Source organism: Nonomuraea helvata, from assembly GCF_039535785.1.
GTDB classification, from domain to species: Bacteria; Actinomycetota; Actinomycetes; order Streptosporangiales; family Streptosporangiaceae; genus Nonomuraea; species Nonomuraea helvata.
Map to the genome: position 1 here is coordinate 875,456 of NZ_BAAAXV010000005.1, position 21,915 is coordinate 897,370.

The 21,915-nt window shown below is 69.6% G+C and carries 27 protein-coding genes and 1 riboswitch; of the genes, 9 read left to right on the plus strand and 18 right to left on the minus strand.

Annotated features, from left to right (window positions below; all coding sequences use genetic code 11):
• Positions 1-15: 15 nt before the first annotated feature.
• Together ABD830_RS23380 and ABD830_RS23385 are read left to right on the plus strand one after the other, a co-directional pair.
• Entirely contained in the window at positions 16-354 is a 339-nt protein-coding gene (locus ABD830_RS23380) for a MarR family transcriptional regulator (RefSeq protein ID WP_344990933.1), read from the plus strand.
• The gene (locus ABD830_RS23385; protein ID WP_344990936.1) at positions 351-710 is read left to right on the plus strand and encodes a nuclear transport factor 2 family protein; all 360 of its coding nucleotides are present in this window, start codon (positions 351-353) and stop codon (positions 708-710) included. The genes ABD830_RS23380 and ABD830_RS23385 overlap by 4 nt, the downstream gene beginning before the upstream one ends.
• Here the strand turns inward: ABD830_RS23385 and ABD830_RS23390 are convergent.
• The 9 genes from ABD830_RS23390 to ABD830_RS23430 all read right to left on the minus strand — a co-directional run bounded on the left by ABD830_RS23390 (position 703) and on the right by ABD830_RS23430 (position 7,906).
• Positions 703-1,032 (minus strand): nuclear transport factor 2 family protein, encoded by a 330-nt coding sequence (locus ABD830_RS23390; protein ID WP_344990938.1) that lies wholly within the window; start codon positions 1,030-1,032, stop codon positions 703-705. The genes ABD830_RS23385 and ABD830_RS23390 overlap by 8 nt on opposite strands.
• Entirely contained in the window at positions 1,029-2,117 is a 1,089-nt protein-coding gene (locus tag ABD830_RS23395) for a low temperature requirement protein A (protein ID WP_344990941.1), read from the minus strand. The genes ABD830_RS23390 and ABD830_RS23395 overlap by 4 nt, the downstream gene beginning before the upstream one ends.
• A 55-nt stretch (positions 2,118-2,172) precedes the next feature.
• Positions 2,173-2,733, minus strand: coding sequence for a hypothetical protein (locus ABD830_RS23400; protein ID WP_344990943.1), 561 nt, complete (start codon positions 2,731-2,733; stop codon positions 2,173-2,175).
• Between the two features lie 95 nt (positions 2,734-2,828).
• Positions 2,829-3,089, minus strand: coding sequence for a 4a-hydroxytetrahydrobiopterin dehydratase (locus tag ABD830_RS23405; RefSeq protein ID WP_344990946.1), 261 nt, complete (start codon positions 3,087-3,089; stop codon positions 2,829-2,831).
• Between the two features lie 10 nt (positions 3,090-3,099).
• Entirely contained in the window at positions 3,100-3,948 is an 849-nt protein-coding gene (locus ABD830_RS23410; RefSeq protein ID WP_344990949.1) for a carbohydrate ABC transporter permease, read from the minus strand.
• Between the two features lie 2 nt (positions 3,949-3,950).
• Positions 3,951-4,865: a carbohydrate ABC transporter permease gene (locus ABD830_RS23415; protein WP_344990952.1), complete on the minus strand. Its 915-nt coding sequence runs from the start codon at positions 4,863-4,865 to the stop codon at positions 3,951-3,953.
• Between the two features lie 4 nt (positions 4,866-4,869).
• Positions 4,870-6,309, minus strand: coding sequence for an N-acetylglucosamine/diacetylchitobiose ABC transporter substrate-binding protein (gene ngcE, locus ABD830_RS23420; RefSeq protein ID WP_344990955.1), 1,440 nt, complete (start codon positions 6,307-6,309; stop codon positions 4,870-4,872).
• Between the two features lie 164 nt (positions 6,310-6,473).
• Positions 6,474-7,367, minus strand: coding sequence for a hypothetical protein (locus ABD830_RS23425; RefSeq protein WP_344990958.1), 894 nt, complete (start codon positions 7,365-7,367; stop codon positions 6,474-6,476).
• Positions 7,364-7,906, minus strand: coding sequence for an RNA polymerase sigma factor (locus tag ABD830_RS23430; RefSeq protein WP_344990961.1), 543 nt, complete (start codon positions 7,904-7,906; stop codon positions 7,364-7,366). The genes ABD830_RS23425 and ABD830_RS23430 overlap by 4 nt, the downstream gene beginning before the upstream one ends.
• A gap of 164 nt (positions 7,907-8,070) precedes the next feature.
• Between ABD830_RS23430 and ABD830_RS23435 the strand changes: the two genes are divergently transcribed.
• Positions 8,071-8,673, plus strand: coding sequence for an NAD(P)-dependent oxidoreductase (locus tag ABD830_RS23435; RefSeq protein ID WP_344990964.1), 603 nt, complete (start codon positions 8,071-8,073; stop codon positions 8,671-8,673).
• On the opposite strand, the gene ABD830_RS23440 is transcribed toward ABD830_RS23435, so the two are convergent.
• Complete coding sequence (locus ABD830_RS23440) at positions 8,667-9,875, minus strand: DUF4032 domain-containing protein (RefSeq protein WP_344990966.1); 1,209 nt, start codon at positions 9,873-9,875, stop codon at positions 8,667-8,669. The two genes, ABD830_RS23435 and ABD830_RS23440, sit on opposite strands and share 7 nt — an antisense overlap.
• Positions 9,876-9,897: 22 nt before the next feature.
• On the opposite strand from ABD830_RS23440, the gene ABD830_RS23445 reads away from it, so the two are divergent.
• Positions 9,898-11,466 carry a DUF885 domain-containing protein gene (locus ABD830_RS23445; protein WP_344990969.1) on the plus strand — a complete coding sequence of 523 codons (1,569 nt, stop codon included), beginning with the start codon at positions 9,898-9,900 and terminating at the stop codon, positions 11,464-11,466.
• Between the two features lie 9 nt (positions 11,467-11,475).
• Here ABD830_RS23445 and ABD830_RS23450 read toward each other — a convergent pair whose 3' ends face one another.
• On the minus strand, positions 11,476-12,114 hold the full coding sequence (locus tag ABD830_RS23450; protein WP_344990972.1) for a class II aldolase/adducin family protein: 639 nt from the start codon (positions 12,112-12,114) through the stop codon (positions 11,476-11,478).
• A gap of 37 nt (positions 12,115-12,151) precedes the next feature.
• Complete coding sequence (locus tag ABD830_RS23455; RefSeq protein ID WP_344990975.1) at positions 12,152-12,736, minus strand: TetR/AcrR family transcriptional regulator; 585 nt, start codon at positions 12,734-12,736, stop codon at positions 12,152-12,154.
• Positions 12,737-12,782: 46 nt separating this feature from the next.
• Here ABD830_RS23455 and ABD830_RS23460 point away from each other — a divergent pair, with 46 nt between their 5' ends.
• Together ABD830_RS23460 and ABD830_RS23465 are read left to right on the plus strand one after the other, a co-directional pair.
• Positions 12,783-13,700, plus strand: coding sequence for a carbohydrate kinase family protein (locus ABD830_RS23460; RefSeq protein ID WP_344990978.1), 918 nt, complete (start codon positions 12,783-12,785; stop codon positions 13,698-13,700).
• The gene (locus ABD830_RS23465) at positions 13,697-14,911 is read left to right on the plus strand and encodes an aminotransferase class III-fold pyridoxal phosphate-dependent enzyme (protein WP_344990981.1); all 1,215 of its coding nucleotides are present in this window, start codon (positions 13,697-13,699) and stop codon (positions 14,909-14,911) included. Before ABD830_RS23460 ends, ABD830_RS23465 begins: the two co-directional genes overlap by 4 nt.
• A gap of 25 nt (positions 14,912-14,936) precedes the next feature.
• On the opposite strand, the gene ABD830_RS23470 is transcribed toward ABD830_RS23465, so the two are convergent.
• The 4 genes from ABD830_RS23470 to ABD830_RS23485 all read right to left on the minus strand — a co-directional run bounded on the left by ABD830_RS23470 (position 14,937) and on the right by ABD830_RS23485 (position 18,698).
• Positions 14,937-15,782: an alpha/beta fold hydrolase gene (locus tag ABD830_RS23470; protein WP_344990983.1), complete on the minus strand. Its 846-nt coding sequence runs from the start codon at positions 15,780-15,782 to the stop codon at positions 14,937-14,939.
• Positions 15,783-15,820: 38 nt separating this feature from the next.
• Positions 15,821-16,510 (minus strand): hypothetical protein, encoded by a 690-nt coding sequence (locus tag ABD830_RS23475; RefSeq protein ID WP_344990986.1) that lies wholly within the window; start codon positions 16,508-16,510, stop codon positions 15,821-15,823.
• 189 nt (positions 16,511-16,699) lie between these two features.
• A riboswitch (cyclic di-AMP (ydaO/yuaA leader) is annotated at positions 16,700-16,835 on the minus strand.
• A 168-nt stretch (positions 16,836-17,003) separates the two neighbouring features.
• The gene (locus tag ABD830_RS23480; RefSeq protein ID WP_344990989.1) at positions 17,004-17,204 is read right to left on the minus strand and encodes a DUF5302 domain-containing protein; all 201 of its coding nucleotides are present in this window, start codon (positions 17,202-17,204) and stop codon (positions 17,004-17,006) included.
• Positions 17,205-17,252: 48 nt separating this feature from the next.
• Positions 17,253-18,698, minus strand: a complete 1,446-nt coding sequence (locus ABD830_RS23485; protein WP_344990992.1) for an MDR family MFS transporter — start codon at positions 18,696-18,698, stop codon at positions 17,253-17,255.
• A 68-nt stretch (positions 18,699-18,766) separates the two neighbouring features.
• On the opposite strand from ABD830_RS23485, the gene ABD830_RS23490 reads away from it, so the two are divergent.
• Positions 18,767-19,258: a helix-turn-helix transcriptional regulator gene (locus ABD830_RS23490; protein WP_344990995.1), complete on the plus strand. Its 492-nt coding sequence runs from the start codon at positions 18,767-18,769 to the stop codon at positions 19,256-19,258.
• Between the two features lie 9 nt (positions 19,259-19,267).
• Here the strand turns inward: ABD830_RS23490 and ABD830_RS23495 are convergent, their stop codons facing one another.
• A complete protein-coding gene (locus ABD830_RS23495) occupies positions 19,268-19,870 on the minus strand; it encodes a class I SAM-dependent methyltransferase (protein WP_344990998.1) in 603 nt (200 codons plus the stop codon).
• Between the two features lie 102 nt (positions 19,871-19,972).
• On the opposite strand from ABD830_RS23495, the gene ABD830_RS23500 reads away from it, so the two are divergent.
• The gene (locus tag ABD830_RS23500) at positions 19,973-20,974 is read left to right on the plus strand and encodes a rod shape-determining protein (protein WP_344991001.1); all 1,002 of its coding nucleotides are present in this window, start codon (positions 19,973-19,975) and stop codon (positions 20,972-20,974) included.
• A 7-nt stretch (positions 20,975-20,981) separates the two neighbouring features.
• Here the strand turns inward: ABD830_RS23500 and ABD830_RS23505 are convergent, their stop codons facing one another.
• Positions 20,982-21,305, minus strand: coding sequence for an STAS domain-containing protein (locus ABD830_RS23505; protein ID WP_344991004.1), 324 nt, complete (start codon positions 21,303-21,305; stop codon positions 20,982-20,984).
• A gap of 138 nt (positions 21,306-21,443) precedes the next feature.
• Between ABD830_RS23505 and ABD830_RS23510 the strand changes: the two genes are divergently transcribed.
• Positions 21,444-21,884 carry a hypothetical protein gene (locus tag ABD830_RS23510; protein WP_344991007.1) on the plus strand — a complete coding sequence of 147 codons (441 nt, stop codon included), beginning with the start codon at positions 21,444-21,446 and terminating at the stop codon, positions 21,882-21,884.
• Positions 21,885-21,915 lie beyond the last annotated feature (31 nt).

Genomic DNA, 21,915 nt, shown 5'->3' on the forward strand with positions numbered 1-21,915 from the left:
CCGGACTGGCAATTTATGGGCGCCGCCGGCGACGACGGCCTCAGCATCGGAGAGCTGGCCCAGTCGGCGGGCGTGAGCTCGAGGAACGTGACAGGACTTGTCGACACATTGGAGAAGGACGGGCTCGTCCGCCGGGTTCAGGACCCGCGCGACCGGCGTTCGGTGCTCGCCAGGATCACCCCCGACGGGCGGGCCTGGATCGAGGCGTTCAGGAAGCCGTCGCAGCTCGCCATGGCGGCGATCTTCCGGGGGTTCTCGCCCGAGGAGCTGACCTCGCTGCGCCACCTGTGCCTGCGGCTGGCCGACAACCAGCAGCGGCTGGCCGAGCACCTGAGCGCCCAGGAGGCCCGATGAGCGCGCGCGAGGTCGTCAGGGCCTATCACGACGCCCGGTTCCGGGGTGACGTGGCCGCCGCCGCGGCGCTGGTGGGCGAGCCGTTCTCGTTCAGGAGCCCGTTCATCGCCTCCGCGGACCCCGCCGGTCACCTGGCGGGACTGGAGGGGTTCCTGCGGGTGGTGACGGAGGTGGAGATGATCAGCGAGCTGTACGGCGAGTCGGAGGCGACGCTCGTCTACGACGTGCACACGGCGACGCCCGCTGGGATCCAGCGGACGGCCGAGCACTTCAGGCTGCACGACGGCAAGATCACCTCGATCATGCTGATCTTCGACGCGGCACCGTGGCAGCCGATGGCGGCGGCGATCAGGTGAGCGGCATGGCGGCCGCCGTCTGGCGCCAGATCCTGCCGTCCCTGATCACCAAGGTGCCGTACGTGGTGACGCGGTTGCCGTTGATCGTCATCAGGGCGTTGTAGAAGATCACGTCGTCGGTCGTCCGCGACGAGACGATCTCGTCGACCCGGGGCTCCGCCGAGAAGTACGCCGTGAACAGGTCCTTGATCTCGGCGAGCCCCCGGGCGACGCGGTCGAGGCGGACGACCGTGGCGTCGTCGTGGTACTGGCTCAGCAGGGCCTCCAGGTCGCGGTCGGCGATGGCGGCAAGCTGGCGGTCGAACAGGTCCTCGGGGGTCATGCGGCACCTTCCGGCTGGGGGCGGTTCGTCAGGTCGTACGCCACCTGCGCCGCCGCGTACAGGAGGATGAGCGGGAGCGCGGCCACGACGGGAAGCGCCGAGGTGGCGAGCGTGAGGGCCGCCGCGGCGAGGCGGATCGTGCCCGAGCGCCTGTCGGACGAGCATAGGTGCTGCAGGCCGAGCACGGCGAGCACCAGGGCGGCGGGCACCCCGACGGACCAGGTGGCCGACGGCGGGTGCTCGATCGCGTGCTCGATCCCGATCCCGAACGCCACCAGGCCCAGTGAGAGCGGCAGGTGCGAATAGACCCACACCTGCCCGGCCAGCTGGGTACGGAGCACGACGGACTCGTCGATGTGGCCGAAGTACAGCCACCAGAAGCCCATCGCGATCGCCACTCCCGCCAGGGCGATCAGCAGCGTGCCCGGCGTGACGTCGTGGCCCTTCAGCCCGACGACGACCGCGGCCACCACCTCGCCCAGCACGATCACCACGAACAGGCCGAAGCGCTCCGGCAGGTGCTCGGTCTGCGGCGGCAGCTTGCCCTGGTGGCGCCTGCCCAGGAGGGGCGTGGCGAGGTCGATCAGGAGCGCGACGCCCCAGAACACGTAGCGCAGGGGCGGGTCGACGGCGAGCGAGGCCAGCCAGATGAGCACGGCCACCGTGAACCCGACGGCGTAGTGGACGGCCAGCGGCCTGGCCTCGGGGACGTGGCGGCCGGCGCGGAGGTAGGCCACGATGAGCAGCACCCTGGCCACGGCGTAGGAGACGGCGAAGAGCGCCGAGCGCTGGCCGATGTCGCTCACGCTCGCCGCCATCGTCGCCACGGCCAGGATCTGCGGCAAGGCGAGCAGCCGGTGGCTGACGTCGTCGGTGTCGAACCTGTTGGCGTAGAAGACGTAGCCCGCCCAGGCCCACCAGATGGGCACGAACAGGCCCACGAACGTCAGCAGGCTCCCGGTGAGCACGTCGGCCAGCTCGGCGACGGCCACGACGAAGACGAGGTCGTAGAGTAGTTCGAGCCAGGTCGCCCTGCGGTGCGCGGCTTCGAACAGCCGTAATCTGGGTGGCTGCCACTGGGTCACGAATACTCCCAACCTCGCTATGTAATTGTGTAATTATGCCCGGTTTTGCGGGCGCTCAGGAGCCCTTTTTCAGGGTCAGGCAGGCCACGCGCACGCCCGCCGTGCCGACCCCCGGGCCTGAGGTCTTGGTGGCCTCGGAGTGGAGGACGAGCGAGCCGGGCAGATCGCTCGGGTCGAGGGCCCAGTCGTTGCGTGCGGTCGAGCGGCCCGCGCCGTCGCCGTTGGTGGCCACGTCGAGCCAGACCTCGCTGCTCGGGCTGACCTCGCCGCGGTGGTGCTGGAAGTGGGGCCCTGAATCGTCGGGCTTGGCGCCGCAGGGCTTGGTGTGGAGGTGGGCTCCGTAGCGGTGGTCGGGCAGCAGGCCCTCGACCACGAGAGACGTGCGGGTCGTGTTGCCGGACGACTCGACGGTCGCGCTGGCCTGGGCTCCCTTCGGGACCAGCTTGCCGTCGTACACGATGGCGGAGGTGTCGGTGGGACTGAACTCTCCCCCGCCGGACAGCTTGATCCCCCCGGTCGGCGAGACCTCACTGGTGCCCGCGAAATTCTGGACCGGGGCGGGCGGCCCCGCGCAGGCTGCGGTGAGCAGGACGAGCAGGAGTGCGGGCACGCGCATGAGACCCTCCATGGTTCGAGCCCTGACGGCACTGCGGGCTCCGGGAGGGCACCCACTCTAACGAGTAATCGTCCTGCTACGGTTTGTATTCGGAATCAGGCGCCGTGTTTCGCCGCGATGTCGTCGATGATCGCGGCCAGCGTGAAATCGAGATCGGTGAGTCCGCCCTTGTCATGGGTGGTGAGGGTCAGATGGAGCGTGCGCCAGCGGATGTCGATGTCGGGATGGTGATTCAACTCCTCGGCCTTCACCGCGATCTCGTCGACGATGCGGATGGCGGCGGGGAAGTCGGGCGCGGTGACCGTGCGCCGGATCTCGTCGCCCTCACGCCGCCATTCGGGCAGGTTCTTGTCCATGGGCGCCACGTTACTTCAGCGCCCCGGAGCTGAGCCCCGACTGGATCTGGCGCTGGAAGATGATGTAGACGACCATGACCGGCAGGATCGTCATGCTCAGGGCGGCGAACAGGCCCGGCCAGTCCGCCTCGTACCCCGCCAAGGTCGAGATCTTGGCGATGCCCTGGGTGAGGACCCATTTGTTCGGGTCGCCGGCCAGGAGGACCAGGGGCAGGAGGTACTGGTTCCACTGGCCCAGGACGTTGAAGATCGTGATGCTGATCAGGCCGGGCCTGGCCATGGGGACCATGATCTGGAAGAACGTGCGGGTGTGCGAGGCGCCGTCGATCATGGCGGCTTCGGCGACCGTTTCCGGCAATGTCCGGAAAAATGCCGCTAAGAAGAACACGGTGAAAGGCAGGGAGTACGCGATGTAGACGAGGATGAGCCCGACGTGGGAGTCCAGCAGCCCGAGCTGCTTGACGACGAAGAAGAGCGGACCGAGCGCCAGGAACACCGGGAACGCCAGCCCGGCCACGAAGTAGTAGTAGATCAGCTTGTTGCCGATGAACTGATAGCGCGCCAGCACGTACGCCGCCATCGACCCGAACAGCATCGTGCCCGCCGTGCCGAAGAAGACGACAATGACGGTGTTGAGCATGTACCGCCCGACGTGCGCCTTGTCCCAGGCCCTCCCCCACGAGTCCAGCCGCAGCGCCCCCGGGAGCTGCAGCGGATCGCCGAAGATCTCGGTGTTGCTCTTGAACGACGCCAGGAACGTCCACAGCAGCGGCAGGATGATCAGCAGCGCCCAGACGGCCAGCGCGATGTGCGAGAGGCCGGCCAGCACACTGGGGCGCGGTGGGCGATTTCTGGCCATGTCTAGAGCTCAACCCTCTCACGCCTGGTCGTACGCAAGGTCAGCACCGCGAACGTCACGGTGAGGAAGAACAGCGCCACACCCATCGCGGACGCGTAGCCGACCTTGTTGTAGGCGAAGGCCGTTTTGTAGATGGTGACGGGGAGAATGGTCGTCGCGCCGTCCGGCTCGCCCTTGTCGCCCGCCAGCACCTGCACCAGCGCGAACCCGTCGAAGGCCGCGATCCCCAGATAGATCCAGCCGACCTGGACGGTGTCGCGCAGCAGCGGCAGCGTTATCGAGAAGAACAACCGCACGCGCCCGGCGCCGTCCAGCGCGGCGGCCTCGAAATAATCCTTCGGAATGGCCGCCATGCCCGCCGAGAACAGCACCACGTAGAAGCCGACGCCCTGCCAGACCATCACCGCGATGATCGACCAGAGGGCGAGGCTCGGCTCGGTGAGCCAGCCGACGGGCGCGGCGCCGAAGACGGCGAGCACGCCGTTGAGCACGCCGTCCGCGTCCGGCCGGTAGACGGCCTGGAAGAGCACGCCCACCACGGCCACGGCCAGGACCTGGGGGAAGAAGAACACCACCCGGTAGAACTTCGACCCCCACACCCCTCTCATGCCCGCGCCGCGCGGACCGCCGCCCAGGTTCAGCAGGAACGACAGGAACAGCGCGATGACGATCGTCACGATCGGCAGGACGAGCAGCATGATCCCGTGGTTGCGCAGGGCCTGCCAGAACACCTCGTCGTCGAAGAGCCGGCCGAAGTTGTCCAGCCCCACGTACCGCACGATCGAGCTGTATCCGTTCCAGCTGGTCAGGGAGAGCTGGAACGCCTGGATGTACGGGCTGATGACGAAGACCGAATAGAGCGTGATCGGGACGACGAGAAACCCGGCGACGAACCCGTACTTGCGCAGCCGTTCCATCTGCTCACTGGCTCCGCGTCTGCTTGGCCACCGCGTCGTCCTTCTTGATCTGGTCGGCCTTCTTCTGCATGTCGGCGCAGAACTTCTCCGGGGTGACGCGCCCGGCCATGACCACGTTGATCTGCTGGGTGCCGTAGTCGAACAGCTCCTTGTACCAGCCCTCGAAACGCGCGTCGGTGATGATGTTCTGGCCGGCGGCGTCCTGGGCCTTGGCGGCGCTCCGCAGCCCGGCGGGCAGGTCGAGGCCGTCGGCGGCGCCGTTCACCACCGTGAGGTTCTCGGTCTTCTCCGTGAATCCCCGCGCGCCTTCCTTGGACAGCATGATGCGCAGGTATTCGAGGCCGCCCTGCGGGTTCTTGCCCTTGGCCGCGACCACGAAGTTCTCGCCGACGCCGACCTGGATGGCGCCGTACGGCATCTTGTCGGCGGAGGTGACGTCGGGAAGGGGGGCGATGGCGTACTCGAAGTCGTCGGGCTTGTCCTTGGCCATCTCGTTCTCGATCCAGGAACCCACCGGGTAGAAGAGCAGCTTGTTCTGGAGCTGCTTGATCTGGGTCTGGGTATGGTCGAGGCCAAAGTACGCTTTGTCGCCATATTTCGCCTGGATGTCCACCCAGGCCGCGACCGCCTGCTTCATCGGCTCGGCGTTCCAGGCGTTGTCGACCAGGTTGTCGATGTCGATGATGACCTGGTTCCCGCCGATCTTGGCGGCCGTGTAGAGGACGTTCCAGAGCTGGTAGTACGGGCCCTTCAGCCCGGGGTACGCGAAGAGCAGGATCCCCTCCTGCTTGGCCTTGTCCCCCAGCGCCGTGAACTCGGCCCACGTCTTCGGCAGCGTCCACCCCTTGGACGCGAACAGCTTGGCGTTGTACCAGAGCGCCCGGTGCGACACCGTGTAGTTGAGCACGAGGTCCTTGCCGTCGATCTTGGCGTTGTCGATGACGGCGGGCGTGACGGTGTCACGCACCTTCTTGGCCGGGTCGTCGATGGACGGGGCGTCGAAGAGCACGCTCAGGTCGGCCAGGTGCCCCTCGGCGGCCAGCGCGGCCAGGTCCATCGACTCGGGGCCGGAGTTGTTGAGCACGTCGGGCACGTCGCCGCTGACGAAGCGCGGGCGTAGCTGGGTGCCGATCTGCTGGGTGGCGTCGTGCTTGACCGTCACACCCGGGAACTCCTTCTTGTAGAGCGCCTCGTGCACGTCCTTGGCGTACGCGTCGCCGTACCCGCCGCCGAAGATCACCACCTCGAGCGGCTTCTTCGGATCGACGCCGAACGGGTTCTTGGAGCTCGCGGAGGCGGTGATGCTCGGGGCGGCCGACGGCTCCCCTCCCGTGCCGCCGGTGGCGCAGGCACTGAGCAGGCCCGCGCCGGGGCCGGCGACGAACGCGGTCATGCCGAGGCGGCGCAGCATCTGACGCCGAGTGATCTCGCCCGGGTGGGTCATCAGGGCTCCCGTTTGGAATTAGGAAAGTTTCCTAAACGTTTGCCCGAACGTACGGACGGCCGCCGACACGCGTCAAGGGGGCGCAATCGAGACGTGACCGTGCCGTGATCCACCGGGGTCAGACGAAAGCATCGTCGAGCGCGGCGAGAACGGCAAGAGCGGATTCACTCCTTCCACCAGTCGGGGCCCTCGTGCAGGGGGGCTGTGGGCAGCGAATCCCTGGGCACGTCGGGACCGGCCTCGACCATCACTTCGGCGGCGTCGGACGCGGTCTTGCGCGCGTAAGCGACGGTCCAATCGTCCTTGATGTACGGGGCCTCCACCTCGTGTCCCACGCCGGTGCCGTCAGGGTTCTTCCACATCACTATGTAGGTGAGCTTCAGGCCCATCCGCTCCAAGTCGGCCCTCACCTCCGCCACCCGCTTGCCATATGCCTTGTAGCCGTCGCTGAAGTCATCGCCGTCCCGCCCCGGGGAGATCAGGCCCGAAGTGGCGTAGCGCTCCCCCGGTGCGGCGGGCCGGCCGATGCCGAAAATGATCTTTCCGGCGAAGTGGACGGGTACGGAGACCTTGCCGCACCAGGCGGAGGCGCAGTTCTCCGTCGGGCTGGTCGTCACGCCCGTGCCAGGCGGGAAGGTCCCGTCCATGACCGGGCCGACCAGCTCGCCCACGTCCTCCGGCGGCACCGGCGCCTTCTTCACCTCGGCGTCCAACCCGACCGCCCGGAACGCCTCCGTGAACTTCTCCGCTTCGGCCTCGGGGTCGTTGATCGCCACTTCCAGGTAGTCGTCGCCGGCCTTGACCGACACCGCGGCGTTGGCGTACTGGGTGACCGGGCCGCCGAACGGCACTCCGACGACGAGCACGGCGGCCGCCGCGGCCGCCGCCACACCCAGCGCGAGCCACCGTCCTCTGCGCGGGGCACGCCTTCGCGCGGGCGCCCGCTCCTCGGCCATGATCGACTCCATCAGCGCCCGCGCCCCCGCGCCGGACGCCTGCCCCACCGGATCCCCGGCCAGCTGTTCGTCCCGCACCCGGGCGAGATCGGCGATGTTCACAGGTTGCTCCCTTCCATCGCGACGGCGCGCGAATACTCGATTCCGGCCTCGGTCAGCCCGCGGGCGAAGCGCTTGCGCGCGCGGTAGAGCCTGACCCGTACGGCGTTACGTGAGATGCCGAGAACCCTGGCGATCTGGCCGGGATCCAGCCGCTCCCAGGCGACCAGCGCCAGCAGCTCCCTGTCGTCCTCGGGCAGGGCCCGGAACACCCGGCCCAGCTGCGAGAGGTCCTGCCCGGGCGGCTCGGCCACGAGCGGCGAAGCCGCCAGTTGCGCGCGCAGGGCGGCGGTCCGCTGCTCGTGCCGCCGCTCGCCGCGCCGCTGATTGGCCAGCACGTTCCTGGCCACCCCGAAGAGCCATAACCTCGCTTCGTCGCCCTCGGGGACCTCCTCTATGCGCCGCCACGCGACCATGAAGGTCTCGGCCACCACGTCGGCCGCGTCATCGGGGTCCGAGCAGCGACGCAACGCGTACCCGAGCAGCGGCCCGTACGAAGATCCGTAGATCTCCTCGAACCGGCTTTCGGGATCGACTCCCATCCGTTCTCCCTTGTAGCGGCGATATCACCACTCACCCCATGTCCGGAATGTAGGGAGCATTACCGGTACGGCGCAGAAGGACTTTCTGAGTGACGCCGATACACGTCCTGAGCTGGGCGAAGAGCTTCGGCCCGTCGATCAGGCCGATGGATACTCTGGCTCTCATGAAGATCCTGCTCTTCGGCGCGACCGGCATGGTCGGTCAGCGCATCGCCGCCGAGCTGACCAACCGCGGCCACCAGGTGACCGCCGTCAGCCGCAAGGGCCCGGTCCAGGGCGACGTCCACGACGCCGCCACGCTGGCCGAGGGCTACGACGCCGTCGTCTCCGCCATCGCCCCGCCGCGCGACGGCACCGAGCCGGAGCCGCCGTTCCTCGACGCCAACCGCGCCCTCATCGAGGGCGTGCGGGCGGCCGGAGTGCGCAGGCTGATCGTCGTGGGCGGCGCGGGCAGCCTCCAGATCGCGCCCGGTCAGGACCTGGTCGACGCGCCCGACTTCCCGGCCGTCCACAAGAAGGAGTCGCTGGCCCAGAGGTCGGCCCTCGGCCTCTACCGGGAGGTCGAGGACCTCGACTGGACGTACATCTCGCCGGCCGCCGAGGTCGCGCCCGGCGAGCGTACCGGCGTCTACCGCATCGGCGGCGACATGCTGCTGGCCGACGCCGAGGGCCGCAGCTTCATCTCGGCCGAGGACTACGCGGTCGCCGTCGCGGACGAGCTGGAGAACGGGGCCCACCCGCGCAAGCGCATCACGGTGGCCTACTGAGACGGCTCGTCCGGGAGGAGTGCCTTCTCGTCGGGCTTGTGCACGAGCACGTTGTCCACGTATGACTTCACGGCCGCGGCCAGCCCCACGTCGGCGCCCTGCTCCTCCGACAGGTACCAGCGGTGGTCGAGTATCTCGTGGAAGAGCTGCGCGGGCTCCAGCTTCCCGCGCAGCTCCGCGGGAATGGCGTCGACCGTCGGCTGGAACACCTCCGCCAGCCACCGGTGCGCCACGATGGCCTCGTCCTCGTGCCGCAGCCCCTTGGCCACCCTGAACCCGTCGAGGTCGTTGAGCAGCCGCCGCGCCTGGTTCTCCTCCACGTCCAGGCCGGTCAGCCGGAGCAGCCGCCGCTGGTGGTGCCCGGCGTCCACGACCTTGGGCCGGACGATGAGCCGCCCGGTGCCGACCTTGCGCCGCACCATCATCTCGGCCACGTCGAAGCCGAGCAGGTTCAGCCGCCGGATCCGCTGCTCCACCCGGTGCCAGTCGACCTCTTCGATGATCTCGCTCTGGGTGATCTCGTCCCACAGGCGGTGGTAGCGGGCGACGACGTCCTCGGCGGTGTCCATGGGATCGATGGACGGGTGCAGCAGCCCGCCGGCCTCCAGGTCGAGCATCTCGCCGAAGATGTTCGTGTGCGCGGCGTCGATGTCGGCCAGCCGCTGGCCCTCGCTGATCATCGGGTGCATCTCGCCGGTCTCGGCGTCCACCAGGTACGCCGCGAACGCTCCCGCGTCCCTGCGGAAGAGCGTGTTGGACAGCGAGCAGTCACCCCAGTAGAAGCCGTTCAGGTGCAGCCGCACCAGCAGCACGGCGAGCGCGTCCAGCAGCCGGGTGAGCGTGTCGGGGCGCAGCGTGCCCGACATGACCGCCCGGTAGGGCAGCGAGAACTGCAGGTGCCGGGTGATCAGCGCCGCGTCCAGCCCCTCCTCGCGGCCGGTGACGTACGCGACCGGCTCCACGGCGGGGGCGTCGAGACGGGCGAGATCCCAGAGCAGCTGGTACTCCCGCTTGGCGTAACGCTCGCTGATCTCCTTGATCGCGTACACCTTGCCGGACAGCCGCGCGAACCGCACCACGTGCCGCGAGATGCCGCGTGGCAGATCGACGAGGTGGTGCTGCGGCCAGTCTTGGAGGGGGACCTCCCAGGGGAGGCGAATGAGGTCAGGGTCACCTAGCGCGCCAGTGATCTGCAGGGGCATTTGCTCAGGATATGGTGCATCAGTGGACGAGTTTCTCAAGTGGTACTTTTCCGACCGTCCCGTCGTGGCCAGCTTGTTAGGGGCCGACGGTTACGATCACACGCTCGGCGACTTCACCGCCACCGCCTGGGCCGCCCGCGAACGGGAGGAGGTCCGCTGGCTCGAACACCTCTCGGGGATCCAGACGACGACCCTGGACGACACGATCGACAGGGAACTGGTCCTCTCCCAGCTGAGGGGCTCGATCGCGCTCGCGTCCTGGCCCGAGTGGCGGCGCGACCCCGCCGCCTACCTCTCGGCGATCTTCAGCCCGATGTACGCGCCGTTCCAGCGGCGGCTCAAGCCGGAGCCCGAACTGGTCTCCTCGGCCCTCCTGCGCCTGGCCGAGGTGCCCGGCGTGCTGGCCGCCTGCCAGGCCAACCTGGACCCGGAGCTCGCCGCGCCACTGCTGGTCAAGCGCGGGCTCGGCCAGGCGCGCACCGGCCGTAACTTCCTCACGCGCACGATCCCGTCGATGGTCGAGGACCCCGATCTCGCCGCCAAGCTGGCCGAGGCCGCCGAGCCGGCCGCGCGGGCGTTCGACGAACTTGTCACGTTCCTCGAGGGCTTCCAGTGCGGCGGCACCTGGCGGATGGGCGAGAAGCTCTACTCCACGTTGCTGCGCGAGAAGGAACTGCTCGGGTACGGCGCCGCCGAACTGCACGAGAAGGGCAAGTCCGCCTGGGCCGACCTGGACGCGCGGATGCGCGAGGTGGCGGTCCACGTCAACGGCGGCGAGGACTGGCGGGCGGCGATGGAGTCGCTCATGGACGACCATCCGCCGACGCTGGCCGACATGCGGGCCGAGTACGCGGCCGAGACCCAGCGGGCCAGGGACTTCGTCAAGGAACGGGACCTGGTCACCTTCGCCGAGGGCGAGGAGTGCGAGGTGCTGCCGTCGGCCGAGTACACCCGCCCGGTCCTGTCCGTCGCCCACTACCTGGCGCCGCCCCCGCTGAGCGCCTCACGCAGGGGCATCTTCTTCGTCCCCTACACGCCCGACGACTTCACCCCCGAGCAGGTACGTCAGCGCCTGCGGACGAACTCGCGGGCCCAGATGCCCTCGATCGCCGTGCACGAGGCCTATCCGGGGCATCACTGGCACCTGTCGTACATGGCGGGCAATCCCCGTACCGCCAGGAAGGTCTTCCGGACCTCGTACTTCACGGAGGGCTGGGCCCTGTACGTGGAGAAGCTCCTGCACGAGCAGGGCTACTTCGACACTCCGGCGACCGAGCTGGCCCACCTGGACTGCCGGATCTTCCGCGCCGCCAGGATCGTCGTGGACACGGCCCTGCACTGCGAGGACATGTCGATCGAGGAGGCGGAGACGTTCATGGCGACCAAGGCGTCACTGTCTCCGGGCACGGCCCAGGGCGAGGTGAACCGCTACTGCGCCTGGCCCACGCAGGCGCCGTCCTATCTCACGGGCGCGATCGAGATCGACCGCATCCGGCAGTCGTTCAAGGGGTCGCTGAAGGAGTTCCACGACAAGATCGCCGGGTCGGGCGGCCTGCCCCTGGGGCTGGCGGAGCAGGTGGCCCTGTCATAGGTAGCGCTGTCACAGCTCTCTGCGTGGGAAGGTGGGAGGGTTCAGCGCGCGCTCGACCACGGCGCCGAGCTGCTCGTCCGTGAGGATGATCGGTTTGCCGACGCCGAGCCCTCGCACGTACACCTCGCACAGCCACTCCAGCAGCCGGGTGGACTCGAACGCCTCCTCCAGCGTCGCCCCGATGGTCACCCCGCCGTGGTTGGCCATCAGGGCGGCCCGCCTGCCCTCCAGCGCCGCCCGCACGTTGGCGGCCAGCTCGGGCGTGCCGTAGGTGGCGTACTCGGCCACCCTGACCGTGCCGCCGAGCAGCAGCGCGTTGTAGTGCACGGGCGGCAGCTCCGTCATGGTGGTGGCCACGACCGTCCCGAACACCGAGTGCGTGTGCACGATGGCCCGGGCGTCCGTGCTCTCGTAGACGGCCAGGTGCATGGGCGTCTCGCTGGACGGCTGGAGCTCGCCTTCCACGAGGTGGCCCTCGACGTCCACGACGGGGCACATCTCGGGGGTCAGCCGGTCGAGCGCGACCCCTGAGGGCGTGACCGCGACCAGCTCCCCCTCGCGCACGCTCAGGTTGCCCGACGTGCCGATGACCAGGCCCAGCTCGACGGCGCGGCGGCCGTACTCGCATAACTGCTCGCGCAGGCTCATATGGTGGGAATGTAGTCGGTCGTCCGAATTACAGCAATCAGATGTGATCGAGGGCCTGGAGCATGAGGCGCTCGACGTCGACGCGCTTGAGCCGTCCGGGGTAGAGGAGCAGGTGCAGGCTGAGGCCGTCCATCAGGGCGAGGAGGTGCTCGGTCAGGTCGTCCAGGTTGTCGTCGGTGCGCAGCTCGCCGGCCGCACGGGCCTGCCCCAGCAGGTCGCGTACGGCGCCGCGCAGCTCGTCCGCCTCCGCGCGCTGCACCTCGGCCAGGCGCTCCGAGGCAAGGCTGCGGCTCCAGAAGCTGACCTCCAGCCGGCTCTCCTGGGTGCGCTCCGCGTCCAGCGGCAGGTTGTCCAGCAGCAGCTCGCGGAGCGCGGCCAGCCCGGTCACGCCCTCGATCTTGCCGGTGAGCCGGTCACGGATGCGCTGGTGCGACTGGCGCAGCGCCGACAGCATGATCTCGTCCTTGTCGGCGAAATAGTGGGCGAGCACGCCGTTGGAGTATCCGGCCTCCTTGGCGATGGCCCGCGTGGTGGCTGCGTCGATGCCGTCCCTGACGATCACCCGGCGGGCGGCTGACAGGACCTCGCGCCGGCGCTCGTCGTGATCGACGATCTTGGGCATCGGCTCCTCCATTGACTTTTTATTCGGACGTCTGTCTATTTAGACTATGACCGTCGCCACCGTCGGCGTCCACATCGTCGACATTCTCGCCAGGCCCGTCGATCACATCCCCGAGGGCCAGGACACCGTACTGGTGGACCAGATCCGCCTCACCGCCGCGGGCGCCGCCGCCGGGACCGCCGTCGACCTGGCCAAACTGGGCAATCCCGTGGTCACCATGGGCGCGATCGGCGACGACGAGCTGGGCGACTTCCTGGTGGCGGTGCTCACCAAGCGCGGCGTGGACGTCTCACGTCTCGTGCGCAGGACGGGCGAGCAGACGGCCGCCTCGATCCTGCCCATCAGGCCGGACGGCGGGCGGCCCAGCTTCCACGTGCCCGGGGCGAACCTCACGGTGACGTACGCGGATCTGGACGCCGACGTGCTGCGTGGCGTGCGGGCGATCCACCTGGGCGGGATGGACGTCACGTTCGGCCTGGGCGACCCGGCGTTCTTCGCCCTCCTGGACTCGGTGCGTGCCGCGGGCACCATCATCACGATGGACCTCCTTTCGGAGATGCCTGACTTATTGGGAATGGCCCGAGCCTTTCTGCCGCACGTGGACTACGTGCTGCCGAACGAGTCGCAGGCGCTCCTCATGACCGGCTGCTCCGATGTCGAGGAGGCCGCCCGGGCCCTGCTGGCGGACGGGCCGCGCGGCGTGCTCGTCACGCTGGGCGCGTCAGGCAGTCTCGTGGTCACGCCGGACGGGACGGAGCCGGTGCCCGCCCTCAAGACGGACGTCTCGGACACGACCGGCTGCGGCGACGCGTACTGCGCCGGATTCCTGACAGGGCTCCTGCACGGCCAGGACGTGCTGACCGCGGCCCGCTGGGGCACGGCCGCCGCCGCCCGCGTCGCCACGGGGCTCGGCTCGGACGCCGGCCTCACCGACCTCGACTCGACTCTAAGGATCCTCGGATGACCGACGCAGAACTCCGCCAACGGGCCTTGAAGGTCGTCCCCGGCGGCATGTACGGGCACCTCAACGCCGCCCTCTTCGCCCCGGGCTTCCCGCAGTTCTTCGAACGCGGCGAGGGCTGCCGCCAGTGGGACGTGGACGGGCGCGAGTACATCGACTTCATGTGCAGCTGGGGCCCGATCGTGCTCGGGCACCGGCACCCGCGCGTGGAGGAGGCCGCCGCCAGGCAGGCCGCGCTCGGCGACTGCCTCAACGGCCCCGGCCCGGTCATGGTGGAGCTGGCCGAGCTGCTCGTGGACACCGTGCCCAGCGCCGACTGGGCGATGTTCTCCAAGAACGGCACCGACGCCACCACCCAGGCCCTCATGGTCGCGCGGGCCGCCACCGGCCGGACCAAGGTGCTGATGGCGCACGGGGCCTACCACGGGGCGGACCCCTGGTGCACACCGTCCGTGTCGGGCACGACGCCCAACGAGCGGGCGGATCTGGTGGAGTTCACGTACAACTCCCTCGAGTCGCTGGAGGCCGCGGCGGCGAGCGTGGAGGGGGACGTGGCGGCGATCATCGTGACGCCGTTCAAGCACGACTCGTTCGAGGACCAGGAACTGGTGGAGCCCGCCTTCGCGCGCGGCGCCCGGGCCCTGGCCGACCGGCTCGGTGCGGCGCTGGTGATCGACGACGTGCGGGCGGGGTTCAGGATCGACCTGCGCGGCTCCTGGGAGCCCTATGGCGTACGCCCTGACCTGACGGCCTGGTCGAAGGCCATGGCCAACGGCTACCCGATCGCGGCCGTCACCGGCACGGACGCGCTGCGCGGACCTGCTCAGACGCTGTACTCCACGGGCTCGTTCTGGTTCTCGGCGGTCGCGATGGCGGCGGCCAAGGCGACCATCGAGACCCTGCGCGACGAGAACGGCATCGGGGCCATGGAGCGGGCCGGCACGCAGCTCCGCGAGGGGCTGTTCGCGCAGGCCAAGTCCCACGGGTTCGTGGTGAACCAGACGGGGCCGGTGACGATCCCGTGGCTCAGCTTCGACGGGGACGCCGATCTCTCCGTCGCGATGCACTGGAGCGACGCCTGCCTGCGGCACGGGGTCTACCTGCACCCATGGCACAACTGGTTCATGTCGGCCGCGCACACGGAGGCGGACGTGGCCAAGGCGCTCGAGGGCACGGACCAGGCGTTCGCCGAGACCCGCGCCCACTTCGGCTAGCCCCCGTCGCGACGGAGAGCGGGGGTCAGGTGGCGGTGAGCTTGGTGATCTCGTCCACGAAGGACGGCCAGAGCGGGCGCGGCAGGTCGTGGCCCATGCCCGGGTAGGTCACCAGACGGGCGCCGGGGATGGCCGCGGCCGTGGCGTGGGCGGCGGCGACCGGGATGAGCTGGTCGGCCTCCCCGTGCACCACCAACGTGGGCACCCGTACGCCCGCGAGCAGCTCCGTGCGGTCGGGCGAGGCCATGATCGCGGCGAGCTGCCTGGCCGTGCCCTCGGGGTCGAAGCAGCGGTCGTACGCCAGCCCGGCCAGCTCACTGATCCTCTCGTGGTCCAGGTCGAACCCGGGCGAGCCGAGAACCGACCAGGTCCGCAGCGCGTGGGCCAGCACCGCTTCGCGACCGGCGGGCGGCCTGGCCATGAGGGCGGCGAGTGCGGCCTCCGTCGGCGGGGCCACCGAGGGGCCGGGCGTGGACATGATCGAGGTCAGGGTGAGCACCCGCTCGGGGTGGCGGATGGCCAGGGCCTGGGCGATCATGCCGCCCATCGAGGCGCCGGCCACGTGCGCGGCGGGCCAGCCGAGGGCGTCCATGAGCCCCGCCGCGTCGTCGGCCAGGTCGTCCAGCAGGTACGGCGAGGGCGCCCCCAGCGCAGGAACGCCCTCGTCATGGAAGTGGGTGGACAGGCCCGCGTCGCGGTTGTCGAACCGTACGACGTGATGTCCCTGCTCTGCCAGCAGCTCGCAGAGCCCTTCGTCCCAGTGGATGAGCTGCGCGCCGAGCCCCATGATGAGGAGCAGGGGACGGCCCTCGGGCGAACCGAAGCTCTCGTAGGCGATGTCGATGCCGTTCGCGGCTACACGGGTGGTCACGACGACCAGAATGACATTCTGGTAGCAGCCCGTAAAGGTCAGAGCTTGATGAGGCTCCGGACGCGGTCGCTGGTGAGCGCCAGGCTGCCGCCCGCCACGGCCACGGCGCCGGCCACGATGGCGGCCGCGGTCTTCGAGACCGGTGGTGCGGGCACGTCCTGAGCGGCCGCGGGCTCGGGCGCGGGCGGCTCGGCCGGGTTGTCGTCCTGCTCGGCCCAGGCGCCGGTCGAGAACGCGACCGGGTAGTTCTTCTTGCCGGGCCCCTTGCCCCACTTGGTGATGACGTAGTCGACCTTGATGTGGCCCTCGCCACCGATGCCGTCGACGCCCAGCGTGTCGGAGTTGAAGGTGCCGCCGGTGAGCTCCGCGAACGTCTTGGCGTCCAGGTCCAGCATGACCCCGCTGCTGGAGGGCGCGCCCGGGCCACGGTCGCCGACGAAGAAGGGCAGCTTCTTGCCCTTGTAGATCGCGTAACCCTCGGTCATGAGCGGCCAGCTCGGGCTGGCGGCCAGGCCCTTCTGCATGGGCTTGCCGCTGGCGGGCAGACCGGTGTCACCGGCCCTGCCGGAGGAGTCGTCCCAGAAGTACGAAGCCGTGGTCGAGCCCTTGAGCAGAACCCTGTCCTCAGTGTTCGGATCGGCGTGAGCCGCGGTGCCGGCGATGGTCAGCGCGCCTACCGTGGAGGCGGTGATCAGAGCGAGTGAACGCAGGCCAAGACATGCAGACATGAAAAGTAAAGTCCTTCGCGACGGGGGCAGGGGAGGTTGCGCTCACTCGAAAAAGGGCGTAGCAGGGCAAAGCACCTGGCAAGGGGGAAAGCTACGCAGAGCGCGGAAGGAGCCTGGGGAAGGGGCCGCTCAGGAGGCGGCGACTATCACGCTGTCCGAGGGTTCGACGCGATCGTCCAAGTCGTTAACATGTCCTCTCCATCTCGCCTACCGGGTTAGCTGGCGGGTTCGGGCGTGGAGATGCCCTACCGACACACGGTCGGATTCACCCCAATTGCGGTGGGTCCCCGGTTCCCGAGCATTCGGGATTCGGCGCCAGCCGGCTGTTCCTCCTGGATGAGGTCCACGCCACCGGCTGTGAATTGGCCAACACTCTAACCACGCATTCCGGACATACGCAAACACTTCGTCATGAATCGGGCAGAAGATCTACCTACCCCGACATAGAAAAAAGGGGGCACGGCGCTGCCGTACCCCCTGAAATTGACCAGTCTCAGCCGCCGCTCTTGCGCCTGAACGATCTTTTACTCGCAGCCGGACCGTGCGACCCGTGGATCTTCGACGAGTCACCGCCCCTGCCACCCGCGCCCGAGCCCGCCTGCTGGTTACGCTTGCGCTCCAGCGCCTCGCGGAACTTGCGCTTCAACTCGTCCTCGGGAGTCTCGCTGACTTCCTGCTCCGGTGTATCCGCCATGAGGACCTCCATGGTGTTGGGGACACTCACAGCTTCGCATGGGCCCGCTTATGACGCGAAACCGGCTTCCACCCTGCTCTGCGGGACTGCCGGGACCTCCAGCCGCCTGCCCGGCATCGCCACCAGCGCCACCAGCGCGATCACCGCACCCGCCACGCCCAGCGACGGGATGACCACGGCCGCGGCGGAGGCGTGCGCGGCGGCCAGGCCGTGCACGGGCGCGTCCGCGGCGACGGTGGAGCCGTAGAGGGTGCCGCCGACAGCCAGCGCGACGGAGCCGCCGATCTGGCGGAAGAAGGTCAGGTTCGCCGAGGCGGTGCCGATGTACTGCGGCTCGACCGACTGCTGCGCGGCCACGGTCAGCCCGGACAGCATCGGGCCCATGCCCAGCCCGATCAGCAGCATCCAGCCCGCCAGGAGCGCCCCGCCGGTGTGCGCGGTCAGGTTGACGCAGAGCAGGGTGCCCGCGACCAGCAGGAACGGCGACACGACCAGCCACGGCTTGTAGACCCTGGTCCTGGACATGAGCGCCCCCATGAGGGCGCTGCCCACGACCATCGCCAGCGTCATCGGGTAGATCCTCAGCCCGGACTCGGTGGCACTGACGCCCAGGGACTCCTGGAAGTAACGCGGCAGGAACACGACTCCCGCGTACATGCAGAAGGCCGTGCAGAACGACGTGACGTTCACGAGCGTGTAAGTACGGTTGCCGAACAGGTGCATGGGCATGATCGGGCTGGCCGCCCGCCTCTCGACCAGCACGAACACCGCGAGCAGCGCGAGCGCGAGCGCGATCGGCCCGGCCACGGCGGCGTCGGTCCAGGTGTGCCGGTCCAGGCCCTTCTCCGTCAGTCCCAGCAGCAGCGCGCTGATGGCCACGGTGAAGACCGCGATGCCCGCGTAGTCGGGACGCCCGCCTCCGGTGCCCGGCCGGTGCGGCAGGCGGAGCACGACGATGGCGATCAGCGCGAGACCGAGCGGCACGTTCACGTAGAAGGACCACCGCCAGCTCGCGTGGTCGGTGAACAGCCCGCCGAGGAACGGCCCCGCCAGGTACGTCAGCCCCATCACGCCGCCGAGCGCGCCCTGCACGCGGGCGCCGCTCCTGCCCGGCCCCGGAGGGAACATGTCCATCACCAACGCCATCGACAGCGGCAGCAGCGCGCCCGCGCCGAGGCCCTGGAGCGCGCGGAAGCCGATGAGCTGCGCCATGTCCTGGGCCGCCCCGCACAATGCCGAGCCCGCCACGAACACCACCATCCCGACCAGCAGCAGCGGCTTCCTCCCGTGCTGGTCGGAAAGCCGGCCGTAGAGCGGCACCGTCACCGTCGAGGTGAGCAGGTACGCCGTCACCACCCAGACGTAGAGCGTGCTGCCGCCCAGCTCGCTGGTGATGCGCGGCAGGGCCGTGCCGACGATCGTCTGGTCGAGCATCGCCAGGAACATCCCGCCGAGCACGGCGAGCAGGACGAGCCCGTTGCCACGAGACTTCATGTCAGTATTCACATGTGAAGATTGACATGTAACTCCTTACATGTCAACTCTTCGATATGCTGGCGGCCATGTCCCTGCGGATCGCGCTGCTCGGGCTGCTCGAGGCTGTGGGCCCGGCGAGCGGTTACGACCTGGCCAAGAAGTTCGAGCACTCGCTCAACCACGTCTGGCAGGCCGGGCACACGCAGATCTATCCCGAGCTGGTGAAGATGGCCGCCGACGGGCTCGTGGCGATCGAGTCGGAGGGCGCGAGGGGGCGCAAGATCTACGCGATCACCCCTGAGGGCACGCGTGAGCTGCACACGTGGCTGGTCGAGCACCCGCCCACCGTGACGGTACGCAACGAGGTCGCGCTCCAGGCGTTCCTGCTGCCGCTGCTCGCCAGGGACGAGGCGATCGCGGTGGTGGAGCGGATCAGGGACGGGTTCGCGGCGCGCAGCGTGGCGCTGCAGTGCTACACCGAGGGCGGGGTCGGCTCATACGCGGCGAAGCTCGGCCTGAGCCAGGCCAGCGCCGGATTGGCGTGGGCCGAGGAGACGCTGGCCGAGCTCCGGCGCTGAGTCCCACGTTCAGGAGCGGGTGAACGCCAGCAGGCGGAAGACCGGGTCCGGGCTCGGCCGCCCCTGCCCGTGCCCCACGAAGCTGCTCTCGCCGCTCGGCCGGAGCCCGTGCCTGGCCGCCTCCTCGACCACCAGCTCGGCCCGGTCCGACGGCTCCCGGCGCCCTCCCGGGCCGTGGGCGGCCCGCTTGTCGACCGTCGTGACGAACACTCCCCCGGGCCGCAGCACGCGGGCGGCCTCGGCGATCACCGGGCGGGCGTCGTCCAGCAGGTGCAGCAGCCAGATCGTGGTGACCGCGTCGACCGAGCCGTCCCGTACGGGCAGCGTACGGGCGTCGCCCAGCACCACGTCGGCGCGCCCGGCGGCGATCCGCGCCATCCCCGCGGAGGTCTCCACCCCGAGCACCCGCAGCCCCCGCCCGGCCAGCTCCCTCGTGACCAGCCCGGTGCCGCAGGCGACGTCGAGCAGCGTGCCGCCGGGCACGAGGCGCCGGACGGCGTCGGCCGCGGCCACGGCACGCCGCAGCCCGCCCCTGGTCTCGTCGTAGCGTCCGGCCTCGAGGTCGTAGTCGAGCACGGCAGGTCCTCCCGGGGTCGAGGTGCTGCCGATCAAGATACGCGTCCTGGGTAAAGGGGAACCGTTCGGTTCCTGGTGTTGCGTTGGAGCGGCTCAGGAAATAGAACCCGGCATGACGCTCAAGCCCCCGGTCCTGCCATGAGCCTCCTCGGCCGTGACCTGGCGGTGGATCTGGGGGGCGCGAGCACGCGGATCTATGCCCGCGGCAAGGGCATCGTGCTCGACGAGCCCTCGGCCGTCATCCTCGACGACCGCACCGGCAAGGTCATCGCGTACGGCGCGGACGCGACCGGCGCGGAGGCGTGCCGGCCGGTCTCCGGCGGCCTGCCGGTCGACGGGGAGCTCACGCGGCGCATGGTCCGGCACTTCCTGAGCAAGGTGCACCGGCGTCCGTTCGCCAGGCCGCGCCTGGTCATGGCGCTGCCCGACGGCTGCACCCCCATCGAACGGGCGGCGCTGAGCGACCTGGCGTTCGAGGCGGACGCCAGACGCGTCGTGCTGATCCCGCACTCGCTCGCGGCGGCCCTCGGCGCCGGGCTGCCGGTCGACAGTTTCGCCGGGCACATGGTGATCGACATCGGGCGCGACTCGGCCAGGATCGCCGTGCTCTCGTCCGGCGCCGCCGTGACCACGGCTTCCGTCCCGGGCGGCGGTGAGGCGGTCAACAGGGCCATCGTCCGCCTGGTCGAGCAGGAGCACGGCCTCCTCCTCGACGAGCACGAGGCCGAGTCGGCCAAACGCGACATCGGCACCGAGTGGAAGCCGCTGGACCGGCACGTGACCGTGCGCGCCCGCGACCCGGACACCGGCCGCGAGCGCGAGGTACGGCTGCCGGTCCAGCAGGTCTACGAGGCGACCAGGCAGCCGGTCGAGGCGATCGTGCGGGCGGCGATGGAGACGGTCGAGCGGTGTCCGGCCGAACTGGCCGCGGATCTCGGGGGGCGCGGCGCGGTGCTGCTGGGCGGCGGCGCGCTGCTGCGGGGGCTCGCACGGCGGCTGCGGGCGTCACTGAAGATGCCGGTACGGAGAGCGGAGCGGCCGCTGGAGTGCGTGGCGTTCGGACTGGGACGGTTCGTGGACGACATGGGCCTGACCGCCCGGCTCCGCAGTGGGCTCACTTGGGCCGGCCCGGACAGGTGACCGCCGCTCAGCTGATCAGCAATCCAGGGGTGCTGTCCCAGCCCGTCACGGCGAGGAGGCGGCGCACCGCGGGAGAGGCCGGGTCGAGGATCAGCCTGCGGGGCGGGGATAATCGGGCGGCGGCGGCCACGATGACGCGCAGCCCGGACACGTCGATGAAGGCCAGCTCCCCCAGGTCCAGGCGGATGTCCTGGTCGCCTTCGCGAATCATGCCGTGCAGGGCTCCGGCGAGGCGCTGGTGATTGCCGTGGTCGACCTCGCCGGTTACGCGGAGGCCGTACGGGTGCGAAGTGGGCGTCACGTGAGCCTGGTCACCTGTCTCGAAGATCATCCCGCTCCGGTAGCGCCCCCTTCATCGTGATAGATGCTGTTTCTGCCCGCGAAAAGGCGATTTATACGGATCACTACCCTCGGGGTGTCCTGTGCCGTTCAGCGGGTGGCCGTGGACGATCTCCGATATGGTCCGACCGTGCGCGCCCGCCGTCACGCTTCTCCCGCGGTGCTCCTCTGTGTCGCGGCGATGACGGCCTGCGCGACGGCGCCCGCACCGGCCACCCTCGAAGCGGCCGCCCGGCAGCTCGACACCGACGCCGGCACCCTGCTCACCGCCTCCGAGCTCCATCTGTCGCCCGCCTCGCAGGAACCGGACGGCTCGTGCGTGCCCGGCCAGGTGCGGCGGTACTTCCGCGCCGAGAGCGACCTCGCCGACGTCTCCGCCGGGCTTCTCGAACGGCTCCATGCGATGGGGTACGACCAGGTGGTCGACGACCTGGATCTGCGGGACGAGGAGCAGGAGGTCGCCGTTCTGCGCAATCCGCGGACCCGGCTGACGTTCGAACTGACCGTTCTGTCGGGAGAGAAGCCCGGCGTCCTCCTCGTCGGCAAGACCACCTGCTACGCGACCGACTGACGGTGTGAGCACCTTCCCCCCACCGACTGGC

Bases quoted from the DNA above. Each gene is read 5' to 3' on its own strand.
- ABD830_RS23380 (WP_344990933.1), top strand. From the start codon at position 16: ATGGGCGCCGCCGGCGACGACGGCCTCAGCATCGGAGAGCTGGCCCAG.
- ABD830_RS23385 (WP_344990936.1), top strand. From the start codon at position 351: ATGAGCGCGCGCGAGGTCGTCAGGGCCTATCACGACGCCCGGTTCCGG.
- ABD830_RS23390 (WP_344990938.1), bottom strand. From the start codon at position 1,032: ATGACCCCCGAGGACCTGTTCGACCGCCAGCTTGCCGCCATCGCCGAC.
- ABD830_RS23400 (WP_344990943.1), bottom strand. From the start codon at position 2,733: ATGCGCGTGCCCGCACTCCTGCTCGTCCTGCTCACCGCAGCCTGCGCG.
- ABD830_RS23405 (WP_344990946.1), bottom strand. From the start codon at position 3,089: ATGGACAAGAACCTGCCCGAATGGCGGCGTGAGGGCGACGAGATCCGG.
- ABD830_RS23410 (WP_344990949.1), bottom strand. From the start codon at position 3,948: ATGGCCAGAAATCGCCCACCGCGCCCCAGTGTGCTGGCCGGCCTCTCG.
- ABD830_RS23415 (WP_344990952.1), bottom strand. From the start codon at position 4,865: ATGGAACGGCTGCGCAAGTACGGGTTCGTCGCCGGGTTTCTCGTCGTC.
- ngcE (WP_344990955.1), bottom strand. From the start codon at position 6,309: ATGACCCACCCGGGCGAGATCACTCGGCGTCAGATGCTGCGCCGCCTC.
- ABD830_RS23430 (WP_344990961.1), bottom strand. From the start codon at position 7,906: ATGGGAGTCGATCCCGAAAGCCGGTTCGAGGAGATCTACGGATCTTCG.
- ABD830_RS23435 (WP_344990964.1), top strand. From the start codon at position 8,071: ATGAAGATCCTGCTCTTCGGCGCGACCGGCATGGTCGGTCAGCGCATC.
- ABD830_RS23440 (WP_344990966.1), bottom strand. From the start codon at position 9,875: ATGCCCCTGCAGATCACTGGCGCGCTAGGTGACCCTGACCTCATTCGC.
- ABD830_RS23450 (WP_344990972.1), bottom strand. From the start codon at position 12,114: ATGAGCCTGCGCGAGCAGTTATGCGAGTACGGCCGCCGCGCCGTCGAG.
- ABD830_RS23455 (WP_344990975.1), bottom strand. From the start codon at position 12,736: ATGCCCAAGATCGTCGATCACGACGAGCGCCGGCGCGAGGTCCTGTCA.
- ABD830_RS23460 (WP_344990978.1), top strand. From the start codon at position 12,783: ATGACCGTCGCCACCGTCGGCGTCCACATCGTCGACATTCTCGCCAGG.
- ABD830_RS23465 (WP_344990981.1), top strand. From the start codon at position 13,697: ATGACCGACGCAGAACTCCGCCAACGGGCCTTGAAGGTCGTCCCCGGC.
- ABD830_RS23475 (WP_344990986.1), bottom strand. From the start codon at position 16,510: ATGTCTGCATGTCTTGGCCTGCGTTCACTCGCTCTGATCACCGCCTCC.
- ABD830_RS23480 (WP_344990989.1), bottom strand. From the start codon at position 17,204: ATGGCGGATACACCGGAGCAGGAAGTCAGCGAGACTCCCGAGGACGAG.
- ABD830_RS23485 (WP_344990992.1), bottom strand. From the start codon at position 18,698: ATGAAGTCTCGTGGCAACGGGCTCGTCCTGCTCGCCGTGCTCGGCGGG.
- ABD830_RS23490 (WP_344990995.1), top strand. From the start codon at position 18,767: ATGTCCCTGCGGATCGCGCTGCTCGGGCTGCTCGAGGCTGTGGGCCCG.
- ABD830_RS23500 (WP_344991001.1), top strand. From the start codon at position 19,973: ATGAGCCTCCTCGGCCGTGACCTGGCGGTGGATCTGGGGGGCGCGAGC.
- ABD830_RS23505 (WP_344991004.1), bottom strand. From the start codon at position 21,305: ATGATCTTCGAGACAGGTGACCAGGCTCACGTGACGCCCACTTCGCAC.